Raw genomic sequence first — 18,979 nt, forward strand, 5'->3', positions numbered from 1 at the left:
GCCACGGCGGCGTGGGGTGCCCCGCGGCGGTGCGGCGCCGGCGCCGGCCGCGCGCGATGCGCTGCCGGCGCCGGGCCGCCTGGTGAGCGGCCGTGCCGCGGGACCGGGTTGGACCGTGTGGGTCAGGCGACCGGAGCCATCTTGTCCACGATTCCGGGGTGGGCGTCCATCCACTTCTGGACGCCTTCTTCGACCTTGCCCTTGCCGGCGTCCTGAATGGCCGCCTCAAGGCTGCCGAGTTCCTCCTCGGTCATGTGCCAGTTCTTCAGCCACCCGTAGAACTCCGGGTATTTCTTCGGAAAGGACTTGTGGCCGAGCGAATGCAGTTGGTTGTTCTCGCCGAACGCCTTCTTCGGGTCGGCGAGCTTCGTCAACTCGTACTTGCTGTAGGCCCAGTGCGGCGACCAGAGCACGGCCACGATCGGCTCGCGCTTCTTGTACGCGCGCTCCAACTCGGCCAGCATCGCGGGCGAGCCCGCGTCGGTGACCTCGTACTCCCCGTCCAGGCCGTAGGCCGGCAGCACCTTGTCCTTCAGCAGCTTCATCTCACCGGTGCCCGGCTCGATGCCGACGATCTTGCCCTTGAACTTCTTCGACTTGCCCTTGAGGTCGGCGAGCGACTTCACGTCCTTCACGTAGGAGGGCACGGCCAGTTCGAGGGAGGTCTTGTCGTACCAGGCGCCGATGTCGACGAGGTCCTTCTTGTACTTGTCCCAGTACTGCTTCTGCGCGACCGGCAGCCAGCCGTCGAATTCGACGTCGATCTGCCCGGCTGCCATTCCGGTGAACATCGAGCCGACGTCGTACTGCTTGACCTTCGGCTGGTATCCGCGGCGTTCCAGGACGTTCTTCCACAGGAAGGTGGTGGCGACGTCCTCGTCCCACGGGAAGTAGCCGATCCGCGGCGCGGCGCCGGCGTCCTTGCCCTTGGCCTCGGCGCCGTCGACCGGGGCGATCTTGTCGACCATGCCGGGGTTCTTCTCCAGCCAGGCGCGCACGCCCTGCTGCTGGTTGCCCTTGCCGGCCTCCTGGATCTCCTGCTCCAGCGTGGTGAGCTGCTTCTCGTCGAGCTTGAAGTCCTTCATCCACTGGGCGACCTGCGGCTCCTTCTGCGCGAAGCCCTTGCGCGCCAGCAGGTGGATGCCGTCGCCCGAGCCGAACGCGCCCTTGGGGTCGGCCAGCTTGGTCATCTGGTACTTGCTGTAGGCCCAGTGCGGCGACCAGAGCGCGACCGCGACCGGCTCCTGCTTGGCGTAGGAGCGCTCCAGTTGCGAGAGCATCCCGGCGGTCGAGCCGCTGATCAGCTTGTACTCCTTGTCGAGCCCGTAGCCGGGCAGCACCTTCTCCTTGAGCAGCTTCATCTCGCCCGCGCCGGGCTCGATGCCGATGAGCTTCCCGTCGAAGGTGCCGGCCTTGCCCTTGAGGTCCGCCAGCGTCTTGACGCCCTTGACGTAGGAGGGCACGGCGATCTCCAGCGACGTCGGCCCGTACCAGGCGCCGAGGTCATCCAGCTTGTCCTGGTAGCTCTTCCAGTACGACTCGTGCGTCACCGGCAGCCAGGAGTTGGTCTGTACGTCGATGTCGCCCGCGGCCATGCCGGTGTAGAGCGCGCCCACCTCGTACGACTGGGTCTTCGGCTTGAAGCCGCGCTGCTCCAGGACCTCCTTCCACAGGTAGGTGGAGGCGACGCCCTCGTCCCAGTTGATGTAGCCGATGTTGACCGAGCGGCCCTTGCCGACGTCCGCGGTGACCTGGCGGCCCTCGTCGTCGTCGCCGAAGACGTTGAGGCCGCCGGCGACCAGGGCGAGCACGACCACGCCGACGGTGGCGAGCGAGGTCGCCGGGCGCCACTGGAGGACGCGCAGGCCGTGCGTGGCGTTGGCGTTGCGCTTGGCGATGGCGCGGCGGCCCAGCGGCGAGACCCGCTCGCCGAGCGCACCGGTCATCCGGTCCAGGTACATGGCGAGGATGACGACCGCGAGGCCGCCCTCGAAGCCGAGCGCCACGTCCACCGAGCTGATCGCCTCGAAGACGGAGGAGCCGAGCCCGCCGCCGCCGACCATGCCGGAGATGACGACCATGGACAGGGCCAGCATGATGGCCTGGTTGACGCCGGCCATGATGGTCGGCAGGGCCAGCGGGAGCTGCACCCGGAACAGGGTGCGGCGCGGGCTGGTGCCGAACGCGTCGGCCGCCTCCACCAGTTCCTCGTCCACCTGCCGGATGCCGAGTTCCGTCATGCGCACGCTGGGCGGCATGGCGAAGACGACGGTGGCGATGGCGCCGGGCACCACACCCACGCCGAAGAAGAAGATGCCGGGGATCAGGTAGACGAAGGCGGGCATCGTCTGCATGAAGTCGAGGACCGGTCGCAGCACCGCGCTCACCACGCGGTTGCGCGCCGCCCAGATGCCCAGCGGCACCGCCAGGACGATGGTGATGAAGCCGGCGACCAGCACCAGCGCCAGCGTCTCCATCGCCTCGTCCCACTGCTGGATCGAGTCGATCAGGGCGAACCCGGCGAAGGCCACCACGCCCGCGACGACCCCGCGCAGCCACCAGGCGATGACCGCCAGGATGCCCGCGAACAGCAGCGGTTCGGGCGCCGCCAGCACGTCGTGCAGGCCCTGGTACATGCCGTCGACGACCTTGGCGATGAAGTCGAAGAGCCAGTCGAGGTGTTCCCGCAGGTAGGTGATCCCCGAGTCGATCCACTTGCCGATGTTGAGCCTAGGCACCCGCGGTCACCTTGCCCCCGGCCGTGCCCTTGTCCGCGCCGTCGCCGGTCTTCACTGCCACGTCTTGCTGGTCCTTCTGGTCTTGCGGGTCCTTGGCGCCCCCGGCGCCCTGTCCGCCCCCGGCGCCCGGTGCAGCGTTCGCGCCCGGTCCGCCCTGCTCGTCCTTGGTCAGGCCCGGCGAGGCGGGTTCGGTGGACCGGGTGGGCTCGCCGAGCACGGCCAGCAGCCGGGCGGCCGGCACCACGCCGATCAGCTCGCCGGCCTCGTCGACCACCGCGATCGGCTCGGAACTGGCCGAGCAGGGGACGAACAGCTCGACGATGGGGGTGTCGACGGTCACGATGGCCGGCGCGGCGGCCAGCACCTCGCGTGCGGTACGGGGCGTGCCGCCCTCGCCGGGCGTCAGCGCGCTGGCCGGGTCGGCCATGATGGCGCCGGCCGTGAGCACCCGGGTGCGGTCCACGTCCTGGGTGAAGGAGGCCACGTAGTCGTTGGCGGGGGTGACCAGGATGTCGCGCGCGGTGCCGATCTGCACGATCCGCCCGTCGCGCATGACGGCTATCTGGTCGCCGAGGCGCATCGCCTCGTTGAGGTCGTGGGTGATGAAGACGATGGTCTTCTTCAACCGCTTCTGGAGTTCCAGGAGCTGGTCCTGCATGTCGCGCCGGATCAGCGGGTCGAGCGCGCTGAAGGACTCGTCCATCAGCAACAGGTCGGCGTCGGTGGCCAGCGCGCGGGCCAGCCCCACGCGCTGCTGCATGCCGCCGGACAGCTCGTCGGGCCAGGAGTTCTCCCACCCGGCGAGGCCGGCGAGTTCCAGGGCCTCCTTGGCGCGCTCCTCCCGAGCCGCCTTCGGCACGCCCTGCACCTCAAGCCCGTACGCGGCGTTCTCCAGGACGCTGCGGTGCGGGAACAGCGCGAAGTGCTGGAAGACCATGCTGATCTTCCGCGAGCGCACCTCGCGCAGTTCGCGCGCGCCCAGTTCGGTCAGGTCCTGCCCGTCGTAGCTCACGCGCCCCGCGGTCGGTTCAAGGAGGCCGTTGAGCATCCGGAGCAGGGTCGACTTGCCCGACCCGGAGAGCCCCATGACGACGAATATCTGGCCCGCCTCAACGGAGAACGAGGCGTCGATGACGGCCGCCGTGGTCCCCTGGGAGCGCAGCTCCTCGCGGCTCGCGCCGCCTTCAAGGGCCGTCACGGCCGCCTTCGGTCGCCTACCGAAGACCATGTACAAGTGCTCGGCTCGCAGCCTGGACACATACACCTCTCGGGTCGAAGTCACATAACGACCCGGGCCCCGCCGAGGGGCTTCCCGCCGGAGCGGGAGGTCAGGTCGTGGAGCGGGCGGTTTCGGCCCGGCTGCCCAGATGCCCAATGCAATAGTTGAATGCGCTACAGGGTCCGCTCCGGGACCGCGCCTGCCCCGACCCCCCGAAGGCAAACCCCTTCGTGGCCCAGCTCACATTCCGCTCAGGTTTGCCGGGTGCGGCATGATCGGTCCCGTGACCCGACGCCTGATGCTCCTCGACACCGCCTCGCTGTACTTCCGCGCCTACTTCGGCGTGCCCGACTCGGTCCGCGCCCCGGACGGCACGCCCGTCAACGCGGTGCGGGGGCTGCTCGACTTCATCGCCCGACTCGTCCAGGACCACCGCCCCGACGAGCTCGTCGCCTGCATGGACGCCGACTGGCGGCCCCAGTGGCGGGTCGAGCTCATCCCCTCCTACAAGGCGCACCGGGTCGCCGACGAACCCGCCGCGCCGCTGGCGGCCGACGAGCACGCCCCGCACACCGGCGACTACGCCGAGGAGGTCCCCGACACCCTCGCGCCGCAGGTCCCGGTGATCGAGGAGGTGCTGGACGCGCTGGGCATCGCCCGGGTCGGCGTGGCCGGCTACGAGGCGGACGACGTGATCGGCACCCTGGCGACCGCGGCGTGCGGCCCGGTCGACATCGTCACCGGCGACCGCGACCTCTACCAACTCGTCAGCGACGACCGCGCGGCGCGCGTGCTCTACCCGATCAAGGGCGTGGGCACCCTCCAGATCGTGGACGAACCGTGGCTGCGCGAGAAGTACGGCGTGGACGGCTCCGGCTACGCGGACCTGGCCCTGCTGCGCGGCGACCCCAGCGACGGCCTGCCGGGCGTACCGGGCATCGGCGAGAAGACGGCCGCCAAGCTGCTCGCCGCCCACGGCGACCTGGCCGGCATCATGGCAGCGGCGGCCGACCCCGCCTCCAAGATCACCCCGGCCCAGCGCAAGCGGCTGATCGAGGCCCGGGAGTACGTCGCCGTCGCACCCCGTGTCGTACGGGTCGCCACCGACGTGCCACTGCCGCCGTTCGACCCCGCCCTACCCAGGACTCCGCACGATCCCACGGCCCTGGAAAAGTTGGCCGAACGCTGGGGCCTGGGCAGCTCACTGCACCGGGTGATCTCCACACTCGAAGCCTGAGCTGTTAGGTTAGGTAAACCTAACTTCTCTCTTAAAGTGGAGGAACCGTGACAGAACGTCCGGTCCGTAAGCAGCCGCAGCTCCACCGGGGCCGCGTGAGCCGCACCGAGCAGCTCACGCCCCACATGGTCCGCGTGGTGCTCGGCGGTGAGGGGCTAGCGAACTTCAGCGCGGGCGAGTGGACCGACCACTACGTCAAGTTGCTCTTCCCGATAGAGGGCGTCAGCTACCCCGAGCCCTTCGACATCCAGCAGATCCGTGCCGAACTGCCGCGCGACCAGTGGCCGGTCACCCGCACCTACACCGTACGGAGTTGGGACCCGGCCAAGGGCGAGGTGACCATCGACTTCGTGGTGCACGGCGACGAGGGCGTGGCCGGCCCGTGGGCCAGCAGCGTCAAGCCGGGCGAGGAGATCTACTTCCTCGGCCCCGGTGGCGCCTACGCGCCCGCGCCCGATGCCGACTGGCACCTGCTGGTGGGCGACGAGAGCGCGCTGCCGGCCATCGCGGCGGCCGTGGACCGGCTCGCCGCCAGCGGCGGGGCGAACGCCCACGTCTACGTCGAGGTGGCGGACGAGAGCGAGCACCAGCCGCTCGCCGATGCGCCCGGCGTCACGGTGAACTGGCTCTACCGGGACGACGCCCGGGTCGGCGCCAAGCTCACCGAGGCCGTCCAGGCGCTCAGCTTTCCGGCCGGTGAGGTGCACGCCTTCGTCCACGGCGAGGCGGGCTTCGTCAAGGAACTCCGCCGCCACCTGCGCATCGAGCACCAGATCCCCCGCGAGCGACTGTCCATCTCGGGCTACTGGCGGCTCGGCCACAACGAGGACGGCTGGCAGGCGTCCAAGCGCGAGTGGAACGCGCAGGTCGAGGCGGAGCAGGAGCAGAACACGACGGCCGGCTGACTCGGCGCCGGCCCCGGGCACCCCGCCACGCGGCGTGCCGGCGGCCGGCCCGACCCGGCTCCCCGAGGCCCTCCCGCCTCCCCCGCGACCCTCGGTCTCCGCAGTTCCTGCGTGGTGCCGAGTTCCCGCGCCGTCAGCGATTCCCGCGATCCTCGCGTCTCCCGCGTGGCCGTGGCGTGGCCCGACTGCCCGGCCACGCCACGCCCTGCTAACGCCACGCCCTGCTAGACGTCAGCCGACCGACGAGTAGGCCACGACCCCGCGCAGCAGCCCGTCGACTGCCCGGCGTGCATTGCGCGGGACCGTGCCCTCCGCAGGCGCGGCCACCGCTATCTGGCCCAGCACGTCGATGAGCTGCTTGCACCAGCGCACGAAGTCGCCGGCCGGCATCTCCACCTCGCGCAACACGTCGTCCAGGCCGTGCCCGGACGCCCAACGGTAGGCCGCCCAAGCGAAGCCCAGATCCGGTTCGCGCTGGCCGACACCCTCCGCCTGGCTGATCTTGTGGTCCTCCTCCAGGGCGTCCAGCCGGCCCCAGATCCGCACCATCTCCGCCAGCGCCTGCTTCGACGCCCCGGTCGGCACCTTGGGCGCCGCCACGTCGTCCGCCGCCCGCGCCTCGTACACCAGCGCCGAGGCACAGGCCGCCAGCTCGGCCGGCTTGAGCCCCTCCCAGACACCGTCCCGCAGGCACTCGCTGGCCAACAGGTCGAGCTCGCCGTACAACCGCGCCAGCCGCCGCCCGTCCTCGGTCACTTCCTCGTCCTGCAAGTAGCCCAGCTCCGTCAGGAGTGCGCAGATGCGGTCGAAGGTGCGCGCGATGGTGTTCGTACGGCCCTCGATGCGGCGTTCGAGCTGCCGGGTGTCCCGCTGGAGCCGGTGATAGCGCTCGGCCCACCGCGCGTGGTCCTCACGCTCCGCGCAGCCGTGGCAGGGATGCGCCCTGATCTCCGCACGCAGCCGGGCGATCTCGGTGTCGTCGGCCGCCGCCGCCCGCTCCTTGCGCCGCCGGTGCGGCTCGTGGTGGCCCGCCTTGGTACGCAGCGCGGAGGCCAGGTCGCGGCGGGACTGCGGGCTGCGCGCGTTGAACGACTTGGGGATGCGCATCCGGTCCAGCGCCTCCACCGGCACCGGGAAGTCCATCGCGGCCAGCCGCTTGACCTGCCGCTCCGCCGTGAGCACCAACGGCCGCGGCCCGTCGTGGTGTTCAAAGCCGCGGTGGCCGTTGGTCCGCCCGGCCGGCAGCCCGGGGTCGAGCACCAGCGCGAGCCCGGCGTACTTGCCCGCCGGCACGTGGATCACGTCACCGGTCTTCAGCTTCTCCAGCGCCGTGGCCGCCGCGGCACGCCGCTGCGCGGCCCCCTGCTTGGCCAGCTCCGTCTCCCGGTCGCTGAGCTCGCGGCGCAGCCGGGAGTACGCGTCGAAGTCGCCGAGGTGACAGGTCATCGAGGCGCGGTAACCCGCCAGCCCCTCCTCGTTGCGCTGCACCTGCCGGGAGATGCCCACGACCGCCTTGTCCGCCTGGAACTGGGCGAACGAGGTCTCCAACAGCTCGCGCGAGCGGTGCCGCCCGAACTGCGCGACCAGGTTGACGGCCATGTTGTACGAGGGGCGGAAGGAGGAGCGCAGCGGATAGGTGCGGGTGCCGGCGAGCCCGGCGAGCGCCACCGGGTCCATGGCGCGCTGCCACAGCACCACAGCATGGCCCTCGACGTCGATGCCCCGCCGCCCGGCCCGCCCGGTGAGCTGCGTGTACTCACCGGGGGTGATGTCGGCGTGCTGTTCGCCGTTCCACTTGACCAGCTTCTCCAACACCACCGAGCGGGCCGGCATGTTGATGCCGAGCGCCAGGGTCTCGGTCGCGAAGACCGCCTTGACCAGGCCCTTGACGAAGAGTTCCTCAACGACCTCCTTGAAGGTCGGCAACATGCCGGCGTGGTGCGCGGCGATCCCGCGCTCCAGGCCCTCAAGCCACTCGAAGTAGCCGAGGACGTGGAGGTCTTCGTCGGGGATGGAGGCCGTGCGCTCCTCCACGATGGTCCGCACCCGGGCCCGCGCCTCCTCGTCGTTGAGCCGGAGCCCGGCGAACAGGCACTGCTGGACGGCGGCCTCGCAACCCGCGCGGCTGAAGATGAACGTGATCGCGGGCAGCAGCCCCTCGGCGTCCAGCCGGTCGATCACCTCGGCCCGGCTCGGCGTCCAGATCCGGCTGCGCTGCCGGCGCTCGCGCTCCCGGTCGGCCTCGCGCATGACCTTGCCGCGCCGTTTGTCGCGGCCGAAGCTGGGCCGGCTGTTCTCCATCCGGGCCAGCCGCACCAGATCCGGGTTGACCTCGCGGCGACCGGCCCCGGGCGCGCCCTCGGGGCTGTCCTTCTCCTCGAAGAGGTCGTATATCCGGCGGCCGGCCAGCACGTGCTGCCACAGCGGCACCGGCCGGTGCTCGGAGACGATCACCTGGGTGTCACCGCGGACGGTATCCAGCCAATCGCCGAACTCTTCGGCGTTGGAGACCGTCGCGGACAGTGACACCAGTGTCACGGACTCCGGCAGGTGGATGATGACTTCTTCCCAGACGGCGCCGCGGAACCGGTCGGAGAGGTAGTGCACCTCGTCCATGACCACGTAGCCGAGGCCGTCGAGCGAGCGGGAGCCCGCGTAGAGCATGTTCCGCAGCACCTCGGTGGTCATCACGACCACCGGCGCGTCGGAGTTCACGCTGTTGTCGCCGGTCAGCAGGCCGACCTTCTCGGCGCCGTAGCGCGCCACGAGGTCGCCGAACTTCTGGTTCGACAGCGCCTTGATCGGGGTGGTGTAGAAGCACTTGCGGCCCCGGGTCAGGGCCAGGTGGACGGCGAACTCGCCCACGATCGTCTTGCCCGAGCCGGTGGGGGCGGCGACCAGCACGCCCTTACCGGATTCGAGTGCCTTGCAGGCCTCGATCTGGAAGGGATCGAGGTCGAATTCGTACATCTCGCGGAACGGAGCGAGCGCCGTGGCCTGGTCGGCCGCCCGGAGGCGGGCCTGGGCGTATCGCTCGGCGGGAGAGAGCTCGTCGGTCATCGTACGTACGAGCCTACCGGCGACCTCTGACAACGCACTCGATCTTTTACCAGCACCTGGCGAGGGACGACCCGTGCCGTCACGCCGCGCACGGGCCGGCCGGGGATCAGCCGCCCAGCAGCCGCACCGCCCCGGGCACGGTCTCGGCCGTCAGGGGCAGCGGGCCCAGCGGCTCGCCGTCCGCGTACCCGGTGAGCCCGGGCGCCGCGAGGGAGATCTTGGCCACCCGGTGCACGGTCACCGCCGGATGGCGGAGGTGGGTGCCCCGGTAGACCCGCGGGAAGACGCGCAGCAGGGTCCGCCGCGAGCAGGGGCCGACGACCGTGACGTCGAAGAGACCGTCGTCCAGCCGGGCCCCGGCGCATATCCGCATCCCGCCGCCGTACGAGGAGCCGTTGCCGACCGCGATCAGCGTCGCCTCCACCTCGGTCTCCGGCCCGTCGTCCAGGCGCATCCGGTACCGGACGGTGCGCAGTGCGGCCAGTTCGGCCAGCATCGCCAGGTCGTAGCGGAACCGGCCGGAGGGCCAGCGCATCCGGTTGCCCCGGTCGTTGACGCGCGAGTCGAAGCCGGAGGCGAGCACCGTGCCGAAGTAGCTGCCGCCGGCGGAACCGACGTCCACCGGCCGGCCGCCGTCGGACTTGAGCGCGGCGGCGATCAGGCGGGCCGCGCCGTCCGGGTCGCGCACCGGCAACCCGGCGGCCTGCGCGAAGTCGTTCCCGGTGCCCACCGCCACCACCCCGAGCGGGGTACCGGTGCCGACCACGGCCTGGAGCGCGAGCGAGACCAGGCCGTCACCCCCCACGGCCACCAGCGCCCCGGTGCCGCCGGCGACCGCCGCCCTGGCCCGCCGCAGCGCGTCAGCGGCGTCGCTGCCCAGCACGGTCCGCACCCGGAACCCCGCGTCGCGGAGCACCCGTGCGGCCGGCTGGGCGGCCCGTGCGCCGCGACCGCGGCCCGCCGTGGGATTGACGAAGAGAGTGATGTCGCTGGTCACGAACGGAATCTACCGGGTTAAGTGAAGTCGTCGTAGCCGTTGCGCCGGTCCGTATTCCGGTCCTGCGGGCCGTCGTCCGCATCGCCGGACCCGCGGCCCGCCGAGATCGGCTCGACGTCGTCGAGCGATTCGGGTACGTGGCCCTGGGACGCCTCGTCGTCATCGATGCCGAAGTCCGGATCGTTGGCCCGCCGCTTCGCCTTGCGCCGGTCGTTGATCATCGAGACGCCGACGGCCAGGAAGTAGAGCAGGGTGACCGGGCCGGCCAGCGCGAACATGCCCACCGGGTCGGTGCTCGGGGTGGCCAGGGCACCGAAGACGGTGATGCCCATGATCATCCCCCGCCACCAGCCCAACATCCGGCGCCCGGTGACCACGCCGCCGAAGTTGAGCAGCACGAGCACCAGCGGCAACTCGAAGGCGAGGCCGAAGACGACCACCATGCGGGTCAGCAGGTCGATGAAGTCATCGAGCGGCAGCAGGTTGTCGGCACCGTCCGGGGTGAAGTCGAGCAGCACCTCGGCGGTGGTGGGAAGGATCGCGTACGCGAAGAAGCCACCGCCCACGAAGAGCGGCACCCCGGCGGCCACGAAGGCCATCGAGTACTTCTTCTCCTGCTTGTGCAGGCCGGGCGCGAGGAACGCCCACAACTGGTAGAGCCAGATCGGCGTGGAGAGCACCAGGCCGGTCATGAAGGAGACCTTCAACATGATCGTGAACGGCGACAGCAGGCCGTTCACGGTGAAGTAGGCGCACTTCTGGTTGCCGTCCTTGGCCTCCAGGTCGGAGACGGAAAGTCCGCCACATCCCACCGAGTCCAATACCGGCTTCATCAAAAAGTCGACGATGTCCTTGTAGTAGAACAGCGCGACGGCCGTCACCAGACAGATCGCCAGGACCGCTTTGAGGAGCCGATTGCGCAATTCACGCAGGTGCTCCGCGAGAGGCATCCGCCCCTCTGGGTCCTTCTCCTTCTTGCGGGCAGGCTTGAGCAACCCACGTCCTCATCTCGTGCGGCAGGCGGCGGCCCTCGGCCACCGCCCCAGTCGGCCCTGGATTTAGCGCTGTGTCGTACGGTCGCTCGGCTCGTTCACCGGGCGGGAGCTGCTCACGTCGCCCGGCGCCGCCTGGATGGTGCGGTGCCCACCGGCCTGGTCGGCCTTCTCCTCGGGGTGCGCGGGCTCGGCCGGGGCGGGCTGCTTGCCCTCCGACTTCATCGCCTTCGCCTCGCTCTTCAGGATGCGCGCGGACTTGCCGAGCGAACGCGCCATGTCCGGGAGCTTCTTCGCGCCAAAGAGCAGGATGACGACGACAAGAATGAGGATGATCTCGGGAGCACCGATCTTTCCACCGAACATAAGATTTACCTTCTCACCGAGGCGGCTGGGGGTGGCTGTCCGACCGGTCGGACGCGGGAGTCCGGCAGCCGTTGTGGCAGCGATCGTAACGCGGCGGGGTAAACGGGTGGCAATGCCCGGGCGTACTCCCGATTGCGTCCCCGGGCCTCGATTCCAGGGCCGCGCCACATAGCGTACCGCTCACTTGTTCCCCAGAGGAGAGCGCCTGAACTGCGAAAACGCCAACGGCGTTCAGCGCCGGCGCCATCCGTCGACCTGTGCGGCCAGTGGTCCGGTGGCTCGTTCCAGGTCTTGCGCGGCCCGCGTGATGCGCTCCGAGCTCTCCCCCACCTGCCGTGCCAGCCGACGGACCTCCCGGTACACCCGCGCCGCGGCGAAGGCGAGAACGACGAGCCCGGAAAAGGCAAGGGCGAGAGCACACATCGGCCAGAACATGGGAGGCAACTTACCCGGCGCCGCCCGCACCCCGGCAACCACCCGTACGCCGACGCCCCCGTACTCCACCGGCCGCCCGCACCCCCACAGCCAGCCGCACCCCGGCAACCCCCCGGGCCGCCGGCCGCCCGCTCGGCCGGGCCGGGCACCGGGTTCAGAGCGTGGAGTGCAGCCGCAACGTGCTGACCCCGCCGCCGATCAGCAGCTCCACGATCCGCTCGCCCGCCGGCTTGCGGACCGCGCTGGCGCAGTCCGGGCAGGTGAAGGAGTAGAAGGTGGTGCGGCTGGTGCCGCCGACCACCAGCCGCAGGGCGTCCGCCGGGAGCTCGAAACTGCTCCGGCACTGCGGGCAGGCGGCCTTGAAGACCACCGGGGTGGCTCGCCGTGTCGTCCGCGTCGTCATCTGTGCCCTCCACTCGACGTACGTCCACTGCACCGCCCGCGCACCGGCCCCGCGTCCGCCGCGCGCCGGCCCCGCACCCGGTCCCCGGCCGCCACCGCCCGCGTGCGCCCGGGCCCGCAGGACGCCACCGCCGTGGGCGGCGCCCATCCGATCACGCGGGACGGCCACCGTGCATCCACCGCGTTCCCTTTCGCCCCGTACGCCCCGGACATCCGCACCGCAACGGCCAGCGCCGTCACCACCTGCCGCCCGGCGGTCACCTGCCGTAACGCACTCACGCGTCGTAGCCGGCCAGCGCGCTGCGCGCGGCGTCCCGGGCGCTGTCGGCCAGCTCCAGCGGGGCCACGATCCGGCCGTCCTTGCCGAGGCGGAGCGCGAGGCGGCGCAGCGAGCCCGGGTCGGGGGTGCGCAGCGTGATCCGCAGGCCGCCGTCGGCCAGTTCCTCGGCGTCGTCGTGCGGGTAGTACTCGGCGACCCAACGGCCGGCCGGCGTCACCTCGATGACCACCTCGGGGTCCTCGGCCGCCGGCTGCACCAACCCCGCGGACAGGTCGCGCAGTTCGATCGGCGGCGGGTCGGACACCTCGTCGAGCAGCTTGATCTCGGCCACCCGGTCGAGCCGGAAGGTGCGCCGCGCCTCGGAGAGCCGGCACCACGCCTCGACGTAGGTGTGCCCGACGACGAACAGCCGGATCGGGTCGACCTCGCGCTCGGTCAGCTCGTCGCGGGCGGGCGAGTAGTAGCGCAGCCACAGCCGGCGCCGTTCGGCGATGGCCCGGTCCACGTCGGCGAAGACCCCGCCCTCGGATTCGAAGATGACCGAGAGGCGGGAGCTGGCCCCGGCCGCCTCGCCGGCCGCCGCCTCCAGCTTGGCCGTGGCCCGCACCAGCGCCTGCCGGTCCCCCTCGCGCAGCCCCGGCAGGGTGGCCACCGCGCGGGCGGCCACCAGCAGCGCCGTGGCCTCGTCGGCCGCCAGCCGCAGCGGTTCGGTCTCCGCGCTGCCCGGGTTGTGCCACCAGATCCGGTCACCGTCGGTGTCTATGTCGAGCAGGTCCCCGCCGCGGAAGCTGGTGCCGCACATGGGCAGCACGTTCAGGTCGGCGATCAGCTCGTCCTCGCTGATGCCGAAGGCGCGGGCGACGTCGCTCACGTGCGCGCCGGGGCGTTCGCGTAGGTAGGTGACCAGGGAGAGCATCCGCCGGGTCTGGTCGATGGCGTTGGTAGCCATGGGTCTTCCGTCCCTCTCAGCCGTTGGCCACGGCGCGCAGCCGCTCCACCACGTCCGCCCGCAGTTCGGCCGGTTCCAGGACCACCACGTCGGGCCCGAACTCCACCAGCCAGGCGTCGAGGCCGTGCCCGTACGGAATCTCCAACTCGTCCCAGCCGTCGGCCGCCGCTGCCTCCGGCTGGCCGGCCGGCGGGTCCACAGCCGGCCGGACGCTGATCGCCTTGGCCCGCAGCGGGTAGCCGTGGCCGGCCCGCAGCCTGATCCGGGCGGTGCCGGTGGCGGTCTCGCCGGCCCAGCTCTCCACGGTCTCGCGGACCGTGACGTGGTCGGGGACCTCGGCGGTGAAGGCGCCGGCCCGCGAGCGCACCCGGCCGGTGATGCGGGAGAGCCGGAAGACGCGTTCGGCCGCGCGGTCGCGGTCCCAGCCGGCCAGGTACCAGTGGCCGCGCCAGCACTCCAAGATCCACGGCTCGACGGTGCGCCGCTCGGGGCGGGCCGCGGTGGACTTGCGGTAGTCGAAGACGACGGGGCGGCGGTCCCGGCAGGCGAGCATCAGCGGCTCGAACGCCGCCTCGTGCGCGGGGATGTGCGGCTCCAGTGCGCTCTGCGGCTGGTTCTCGTACGGCTCCTCCGCCAGCGGCATGCCCGCGGCCCGCAGCTTCTGGAGCGCGCCGCTGGCCGCGCCGGCGAGCCGGGCCTGCTGCCACACCTTGGCGGCCAGGCCGAGCGCGGCGGCCTCTTCGGGGTCGAGGGTGATGGGGGGCAGCCGGTTGCTGTCGCGCCGGGCCAGGTAGCCGAGCTCGCCGTCGATGCCGTCGACCGTCTCGATGACCAGGCCCAGCTCGCGCAGGTCGTCCTTGTCCCGCTCGAACATCCGGTTGAGGGCCTCTTCGCTGCCGGTGGCGTCGGCCTCCAGGTACGCCTCGATGGACGACCTCAACTCCCGCTTGGTGAGCGGGCGCCGGGTTTCGAGCAGACACAAGGCCAGGTTCATCAACCGCTCGGCCTTGGCAATGGCCATCGATGCCTCTTCTCGCAGTGCAGCTCCTACGACGGTGACCGTACCGCCCCCGGGAGCGCGGGGAAAAGCCGAGGGCCCGCGCCCGGGCTGGGTGCCCGGGCGCGGGCCCTTGAATCGGTCACCGTCGGCGACCGGCGTTCGGCTCGGCGCACCGCGCTGCGGCGGCCGAGCGGATCGCCGGGCTGGTCAGACCGAGACCAGGTCGCAGACGAAGATCAGCGTCTCGCCGGGGGCGATGCGCCCGCCGGCGCCCCGGTCGCCGTAGGCCAGGTGCGGCGGGATGACGAGCTGACGACGGCCGCCCACCTTCATGCCCTGCACGCCCTGGTCCCAGCCGGGGATGACCTGGCCGGCGCCGAGCTGGAAGGCCAGCGGGGTGCCGCGGTTCCAGCTCGCGTCGAACTCCTCGCCGGTGCTGAAGGCCACCCCGACGTAGTGGACGCGGACGTTGTCCCCGGCCTTCGCGACAGCGCCGTCGCCCTCCCAGATGTCCTTGATCTCAAGGCCCGCCGGCGGCTCGCCGCCCGGGAAGTCGATCTCAGGCTTGTCGATGCTCACGAAAAACTCCTCGCTTACGGTGTGGGCAACCTGGACAGTCTTACAGAATGGCCAGGATGTCGACGGTGAAGACCAGCGTGGAGTTGGCCGGGATGCCGCCCTTGGCCTGCTTTCCGTAGCCCATGTCCGGCGGTACGACGATGAGCACGCGGCTGCCGGTCTTCTTGCCGGCGAGGCCCTTGGTCCAGCCGGGCACCACCTGCTGGAGCGAGAACTGGGCGAGCTGCTTGCTGGCGTAGCTGGAGTCGAACTCCTTGCCGCCGTCCCACAGCACGCCCTTGTACTGGACCATGACGGCGTCCGACTCCTTCAGCTCGTCGCCGTCGCCCTCCAGGACGTAGTTGGAGACCAGCTTGGTCGGCGCCTTGCCCTTCGGTAGCTCGATGGTGGGGGCCTTGCCGTCGGTGTTGGTGCTGACGACCGGCAGCGCCTCGTCCTCCTGCTTGACCTCCTTGCCGTTCGCCGAGCTCTTGGTGTTGAAGGTGCCGATGATGTCCACCACGAAGACGAGGGTGTCATCGCCCTTGATGCCGGCGTCGGCGTTGCCCTCGCTGCCGTAGCCGAGCGCGGGCGGCGCCGCGAGCTGGACCCGGCTGTTCACCTTCTTGCCGACCAGCGCCTGGTCCCAGCCCGGGATGACCTTCCCGATGCCGATCGGGAAGATGGCGGGCTTGCCCCGGTCGTAGGAGTTGTCGAAGACCTTGCCGTCCTTCCAGATCTGACCGAGGTAGTTCACCTGGAGGAAGTCGCCCTTGACGACGGTCTCTCCGCGCCCGGGGATGAGCGTCTTGACGGCCAGGTCGGGCGACGGCTTGCCCGGGCCCTTGGCCACGGTCGGCTTCTGTCCGAACTCCGTGCCCTTGGTGATCTCGGGCAGCGGCCCGGTCACGATCTTCCCTGACGGCTGCGCCTCGGGGGACTTCGACGTATCGGCCTTATCGGCCTTGACCTTCTTGTCCTTGTTGTTCTCGTCGTCACCGCAGCCCGCGAGCGTGAGCAGGCCGGCGGGCACGGCGAGGAGTACGGAGCGTCGGCGCACGGAATTCCTCGATTGGTCGGGAGGGGCTGGGGGCAATGGGCGCCACTCTACGACGTGCGCAGGGCCTCGCACGATATACGCGGCGAGGCCCTGCGGGGTGCCCTGGGGCACGGTCGTAGCGGTGTGCCGGGTTACATTCCGGCGATCAGCTTCTCCACCCGGTCATCCACCGACCGGAACGGGTCCTTGCACAGCACGGTGCGCTGTGCCTGGTCATTGAGCTTGAGGTGCACCCAGTCGACGGTGAAGTCGCGGCGCTGTTCCTGGGCCCGGCGGATGAAGTCGCCACGCAGCCTGGCCCGCGTGGTCTGCGGCGGCACCGACTTGCCCTCGAAGATCTTCAAGTCGTTGCACACCCGGGCCGCTTGTCCCTTGCGCTCCAGGAGGTAGTAGAGCCCCCGGCGGCGGTGGATGTCGTGGTAGGCGAGGTCTATCTGGGCGACCCGCGGATGCGACATGGTGATGTTGTTCTTGGCTCGGTACCGCTCGATGAGCCGGTATTTCATCACCCAATCGATCTCGGTGGAAACGCGGTCGAGGTCCTCGGTGCGCACGGCCTCCAGCGTGCGGCCCCACAGTTCCAGTACGCGTTCCACGGTGCCGGTCCTGATGCCGCGCCGCTCGCAGAAGTCGACGGCCTTCTCGTAGTACTCCTGCTGGACTTCGAGTGCGGACGCCTCGCGCCCACTGGCCAGCCGCACCTTGCGCTGACCTGTGATGTCGTGGCTGACCTCGCGGATGGCGCGGATCGGGTTCTCCAGGGTCAGGTCGCGCATCACCGTGCCCGCCTCGATCATGCGCAGCACGAGGTCGGTCGCCCCGACCTTGAGCAGCATGGTCGTCTCCGACATGTTGGAGTCGCCCACGATGACGTGCAGCCTGCGGTACCGCTCCGCGTCGGCGTGCGGCTCGTCCCTGGTGTTGATGATCGGACGCGAACGGGTGGTGGCGGAACTGACGCCCTCCCAGATGTGCTCGGCGCGCTGACTGACGCAGTACACCGCGCCGCGCGGCGTTTGCAGCACTTTGCCTGCGCCGCAGATCAACTGTCGCGTGACGAGGAAGGGAATGAGAATATCGGCGAGCCGGGAAAACTCCCCGTGGCGGGCCACGAGGTAGTTTTCGTGGCAACCGTAGGAGTTGCCCGCCGAATCGGTGTTGTTTTTGAACAGATAGACGTCGCCCGCGATTCCCTCCTCGTGCAGGCGGCGTTCCGCGTCGACCAGCAAGCCTTCCAGGATGCGCTCGCCGGCCTTGTCATGGGTGACCAACTCGGTCACGTTGTCGCACTCGGGAGTTGCGTATTCCGGGTGCGAGCCCACGTCAAGGTAGAGGCGGGCGCCGTTACGCAGGAAGACGTTACTGCTGCGGCCCCAGGAAACGACACGGCGGAAGAGGTAGCGCGCCACTTCGTCAGGCGACAGTCGGCGCTGTCCCCTGAACGTGCACGTGACGCCGTACTCGTTCTCCAGCCCGAAAATGCGGCGGTCCATGACTGAACATTACGCCTGATGGTCCGCTCTGAAACCGGGTTCGACGGCACCGTTTCGATCATTTTCCGCCCGCGCGTCACCGTCCGTTGAAACCTGTGCCCCTGCGGTGTCACCAGCGAGGAAGCGTCGGCAGCAGACCAGCACCAGCAGCGCGGCGGCCCCGGCGACGCCCGGGGCGGCGAATCCGGCCACCACTCCGCCCAGTTCGACGGCGGGGCCGGCGGCGGCCGTTCCGACCGCCGCGCCCACTCCGAAGGTGGTGACCAGCCAGGAGAACGCCTCGGTGACGGTGCCGGCCGGCGCATGCCGGTCCACCACGACGAAGGCGCAGGCCAGGGCGGGCGCCAGGAAGACACCGGCGAGGCCGGCCAGCGCCGTCATGGGCACCACGCCGGGAACCAGGGCCAGCGGTAGGTACCCCACGGCCAGCGCCGCAACGAGGAACTGGAGCCGCCGTTCGGGTGCGCCGGGCCAGGTGCGCGCGCCGTACCAGACGCCGCCGAGCAGCGCCCCGAGGCCGAGGGCGGAGAGCAGGTAGCTGGAGACCATCCCGCCGCCGTGCTCGTCGGCGTACGCCACGGCCGCCACGGCGATCGAGCCGAGCGCGAGCCCCACGAAGAAGAACGAGCCGATCAGGACGCGTATCCCGGGCGAGCGCAGGGCGCCGAGCCAGTGCGCCTCGCGCGGCGCCGACCGCCAGGCGCGGGACGGCTCGGAGGCGGTGACGGAGAGCGCGCCGAGCACCCCGACCACATTGATGACCAGCAGCGCCGCCGCCTCCGACCAGGCCGCCACCAGCAGCGTGACCATCAGCGGCCCGACCGAGAACATCACTTCCTGGGCCACCGCGTCGAGCGCGTAGGCGGCGTGCACCTGGTCGGCGCGCGGCAGCACGTGCGGCCACAGCGCGCGCAGCCCGCCCTCCAACGGCGGCGTGGCCACCCCGGCGATCACCATCGCGCCGTACGCGACGGGCAGCGGATCCAAACCCACCACGGCGAAGAGCACCATGCCAAGGCCCGAGACGACCGCGGCGGGCAGCATGACGCGCGGCTGCCCGTAGAGGTCGACGGCCCTGCCGAGAAGCGGCTGCCCGATGGCGGTGCCGACCCCGTAGACGGCGGAGAGCGCACCGGCGAGCGCATAGCTGCCGCCCTCCGAACGGGTGAAGAGCACGATGGCGAGTGCGGCCGTGGCATTGGGCAGCCGCCCGATGAGCGTGCCGACGAGCAGCCGCGCCGCGTGCCTGGTCCGCAGCAGTTCGCCATAGCCGGTGGCCATGCCCCGC

Annotated in this window: 16 protein-coding genes; 2 read left to right on the plus strand and 14 right to left on the minus strand. The window is 70.7% G+C overall.

Features of this window, described 5'->3' with window-relative positions:
• Positions 1-122 precede the first annotated feature (122 nt).
• Positions 123-2,738: an ABC transporter permease/substrate binding protein gene (locus tag ACMA1D_RS14970; RefSeq protein WP_414724456.1), complete on the minus strand. Its 2,616-nt coding sequence runs from the start codon at positions 2,736-2,738 to the stop codon at positions 123-125.
• Complete coding sequence (locus tag ACMA1D_RS14975; protein WP_414724457.1) at positions 2,731-3,996, minus strand: quaternary amine ABC transporter ATP-binding protein; 1,266 nt, start codon at positions 3,994-3,996, stop codon at positions 2,731-2,733. The genes ACMA1D_RS14970 and ACMA1D_RS14975 overlap by 8 nt, the downstream gene beginning before the upstream one ends.
• A 259-nt stretch (positions 3,997-4,255) precedes the next feature.
• Here ACMA1D_RS14975 and ACMA1D_RS14980 point away from each other — a divergent pair, with 259 nt between their 5' ends.
• Together ACMA1D_RS14980 and ACMA1D_RS14985 are read left to right on the plus strand one after the other, a co-directional pair.
• Positions 4,256-5,194, plus strand: coding sequence for a 5'-3' exonuclease (locus ACMA1D_RS14980; RefSeq protein ID WP_414724534.1), 939 nt, complete (start codon positions 4,256-4,258; stop codon positions 5,192-5,194).
• Between the two features lie 47 nt (positions 5,195-5,241).
• Positions 5,242-6,099 carry a siderophore-interacting protein gene (locus ACMA1D_RS14985; protein WP_414724458.1) on the plus strand — a complete coding sequence of 286 codons (858 nt, stop codon included), beginning with the start codon at positions 5,242-5,244 and terminating at the stop codon, positions 6,097-6,099.
• 231 nt (positions 6,100-6,330) lie between these two features.
• On the opposite strand, the gene ACMA1D_RS14990 is transcribed toward ACMA1D_RS14985, so the two are convergent.
• From ACMA1D_RS14990 to ACMA1D_RS15045, 12 genes are all read right to left on the minus strand, one after another.
• Complete coding sequence (locus ACMA1D_RS14990; RefSeq protein ID WP_414724459.1) at positions 6,331-9,159, minus strand: DEAD/DEAH box helicase; 2,829 nt, start codon at positions 9,157-9,159, stop codon at positions 6,331-6,333.
• A gap of 106 nt (positions 9,160-9,265) precedes the next feature.
• Positions 9,266-10,156 (minus strand): diacylglycerol kinase, encoded by an 891-nt coding sequence (locus ACMA1D_RS14995; protein WP_414724460.1) that lies wholly within the window; start codon positions 10,154-10,156, stop codon positions 9,266-9,268.
• A 17-nt stretch (positions 10,157-10,173) separates the two neighbouring features.
• Positions 10,174-11,151 (minus strand): twin-arginine translocase subunit TatC, encoded by a 978-nt coding sequence (tatC, locus tag ACMA1D_RS15000; RefSeq protein WP_414724461.1) that lies wholly within the window; start codon positions 11,149-11,151, stop codon positions 10,174-10,176.
• Between the two features lie 63 nt (positions 11,152-11,214).
• Entirely contained in the window at positions 11,215-11,514 is a 300-nt protein-coding gene (tatA, locus tag ACMA1D_RS15005) for a Sec-independent protein translocase subunit TatA (RefSeq protein WP_414724462.1), read from the minus strand.
• Positions 11,515-11,745: 231 nt separating this feature from the next.
• Positions 11,746-11,949 (minus strand): hypothetical protein, encoded by a 204-nt coding sequence (locus tag ACMA1D_RS15010; RefSeq protein ID WP_414724463.1) that lies wholly within the window; start codon positions 11,947-11,949, stop codon positions 11,746-11,748.
• A 154-nt stretch (positions 11,950-12,103) separates the two neighbouring features.
• Positions 12,104-12,352, minus strand: a complete 249-nt coding sequence (locus ACMA1D_RS15015) for a hypothetical protein (RefSeq protein ID WP_414724464.1) — start codon at positions 12,350-12,352, stop codon at positions 12,104-12,106.
• Positions 12,353-12,626: 274 nt separating this feature from the next.
• On the minus strand, positions 12,627-13,580 hold the full coding sequence (locus ACMA1D_RS15020) for a helix-turn-helix transcriptional regulator (RefSeq protein ID WP_414724465.1): 954 nt from the start codon (positions 13,578-13,580) through the stop codon (positions 12,627-12,629).
• A gap of 16 nt (positions 13,581-13,596) precedes the next feature.
• On the minus strand, positions 13,597-14,601 hold the full coding sequence (locus tag ACMA1D_RS15025) for a helix-turn-helix transcriptional regulator (RefSeq protein WP_414724466.1): 1,005 nt from the start codon (positions 14,599-14,601) through the stop codon (positions 13,597-13,599).
• A gap of 186 nt (positions 14,602-14,787) precedes the next feature.
• The gene (locus tag ACMA1D_RS15030) at positions 14,788-15,159 is read right to left on the minus strand and encodes an FKBP-type peptidyl-prolyl cis-trans isomerase (protein WP_414724467.1); all 372 of its coding nucleotides are present in this window, start codon (positions 15,157-15,159) and stop codon (positions 14,788-14,790) included.
• 40 nt (positions 15,160-15,199) lie between these two features.
• The gene (locus ACMA1D_RS15035) at positions 15,200-16,198 is read right to left on the minus strand and encodes an FKBP-type peptidyl-prolyl cis-trans isomerase (RefSeq protein WP_414724468.1); all 999 of its coding nucleotides are present in this window, start codon (positions 16,196-16,198) and stop codon (positions 15,200-15,202) included.
• A gap of 131 nt (positions 16,199-16,329) precedes the next feature.
• Entirely contained in the window at positions 16,330-17,691 is a 1,362-nt protein-coding gene (gene pafA, locus ACMA1D_RS15040; protein ID WP_414724469.1) for a Pup--protein ligase, read from the minus strand.
• Positions 17,692-17,700: 9 nt separating this feature from the next.
• The gene (locus ACMA1D_RS15045; protein ID WP_414724470.1) at positions 17,701-18,972 is read right to left on the minus strand and encodes an MFS transporter; all 1,272 of its coding nucleotides are present in this window, start codon (positions 18,970-18,972) and stop codon (positions 17,701-17,703) included.
• Positions 18,973-18,979 lie beyond the last annotated feature (7 nt).

This window comes from Streptomyces sp. 796.1 (assembly GCF_047525675.1).
Lineage (GTDB): Bacteria > Actinomycetota > Actinomycetes > Streptomycetales > Streptomycetaceae > Streptomyces.

Bases quoted from the DNA above. Each gene is read 5' to 3' on its own strand.
- ACMA1D_RS14980 (WP_414724534.1), top strand. From the start codon at position 4,256: ATGCTCCTCGACACCGCCTCGCTGTACTTCCGCGCCTACTTCGGCGTG.
- ACMA1D_RS14990 (WP_414724459.1), bottom strand. From the start codon at position 9,159: ATGACCGACGAGCTCTCTCCCGCCGAGCGATACGCCCAGGCCCGCCTC.
- tatA (WP_414724462.1), bottom strand. From the start codon at position 11,514: ATGTTCGGTGGAAAGATCGGTGCTCCCGAGATCATCCTCATTCTTGTC.
- ACMA1D_RS15010 (WP_414724463.1), bottom strand. From the start codon at position 11,949: ATGTTCTGGCCGATGTGTGCTCTCGCCCTTGCCTTTTCCGGGCTCGTC.
- ACMA1D_RS15015 (WP_414724464.1), bottom strand. From the start codon at position 12,352: ATGACGACGCGGACGACACGGCGAGCCACCCCGGTGGTCTTCAAGGCC.
- ACMA1D_RS15020 (WP_414724465.1), bottom strand. From the start codon at position 13,580: ATGGCTACCAACGCCATCGACCAGACCCGGCGGATGCTCTCCCTGGTC.
- ACMA1D_RS15025 (WP_414724466.1), bottom strand. From the start codon at position 14,601: ATGGCCATTGCCAAGGCCGAGCGGTTGATGAACCTGGCCTTGTGTCTG.
- pafA (WP_414724469.1), bottom strand. From the start codon at position 17,691: ATGGACCGCCGCATTTTCGGGCTGGAGAACGAGTACGGCGTCACGTGC.
- ACMA1D_RS15045 (WP_414724470.1), bottom strand. From the start codon at position 18,972: ATGGCCACCGGCTATGGCGAACTGCTGCGGACCAGGCACGCGGCGCGG.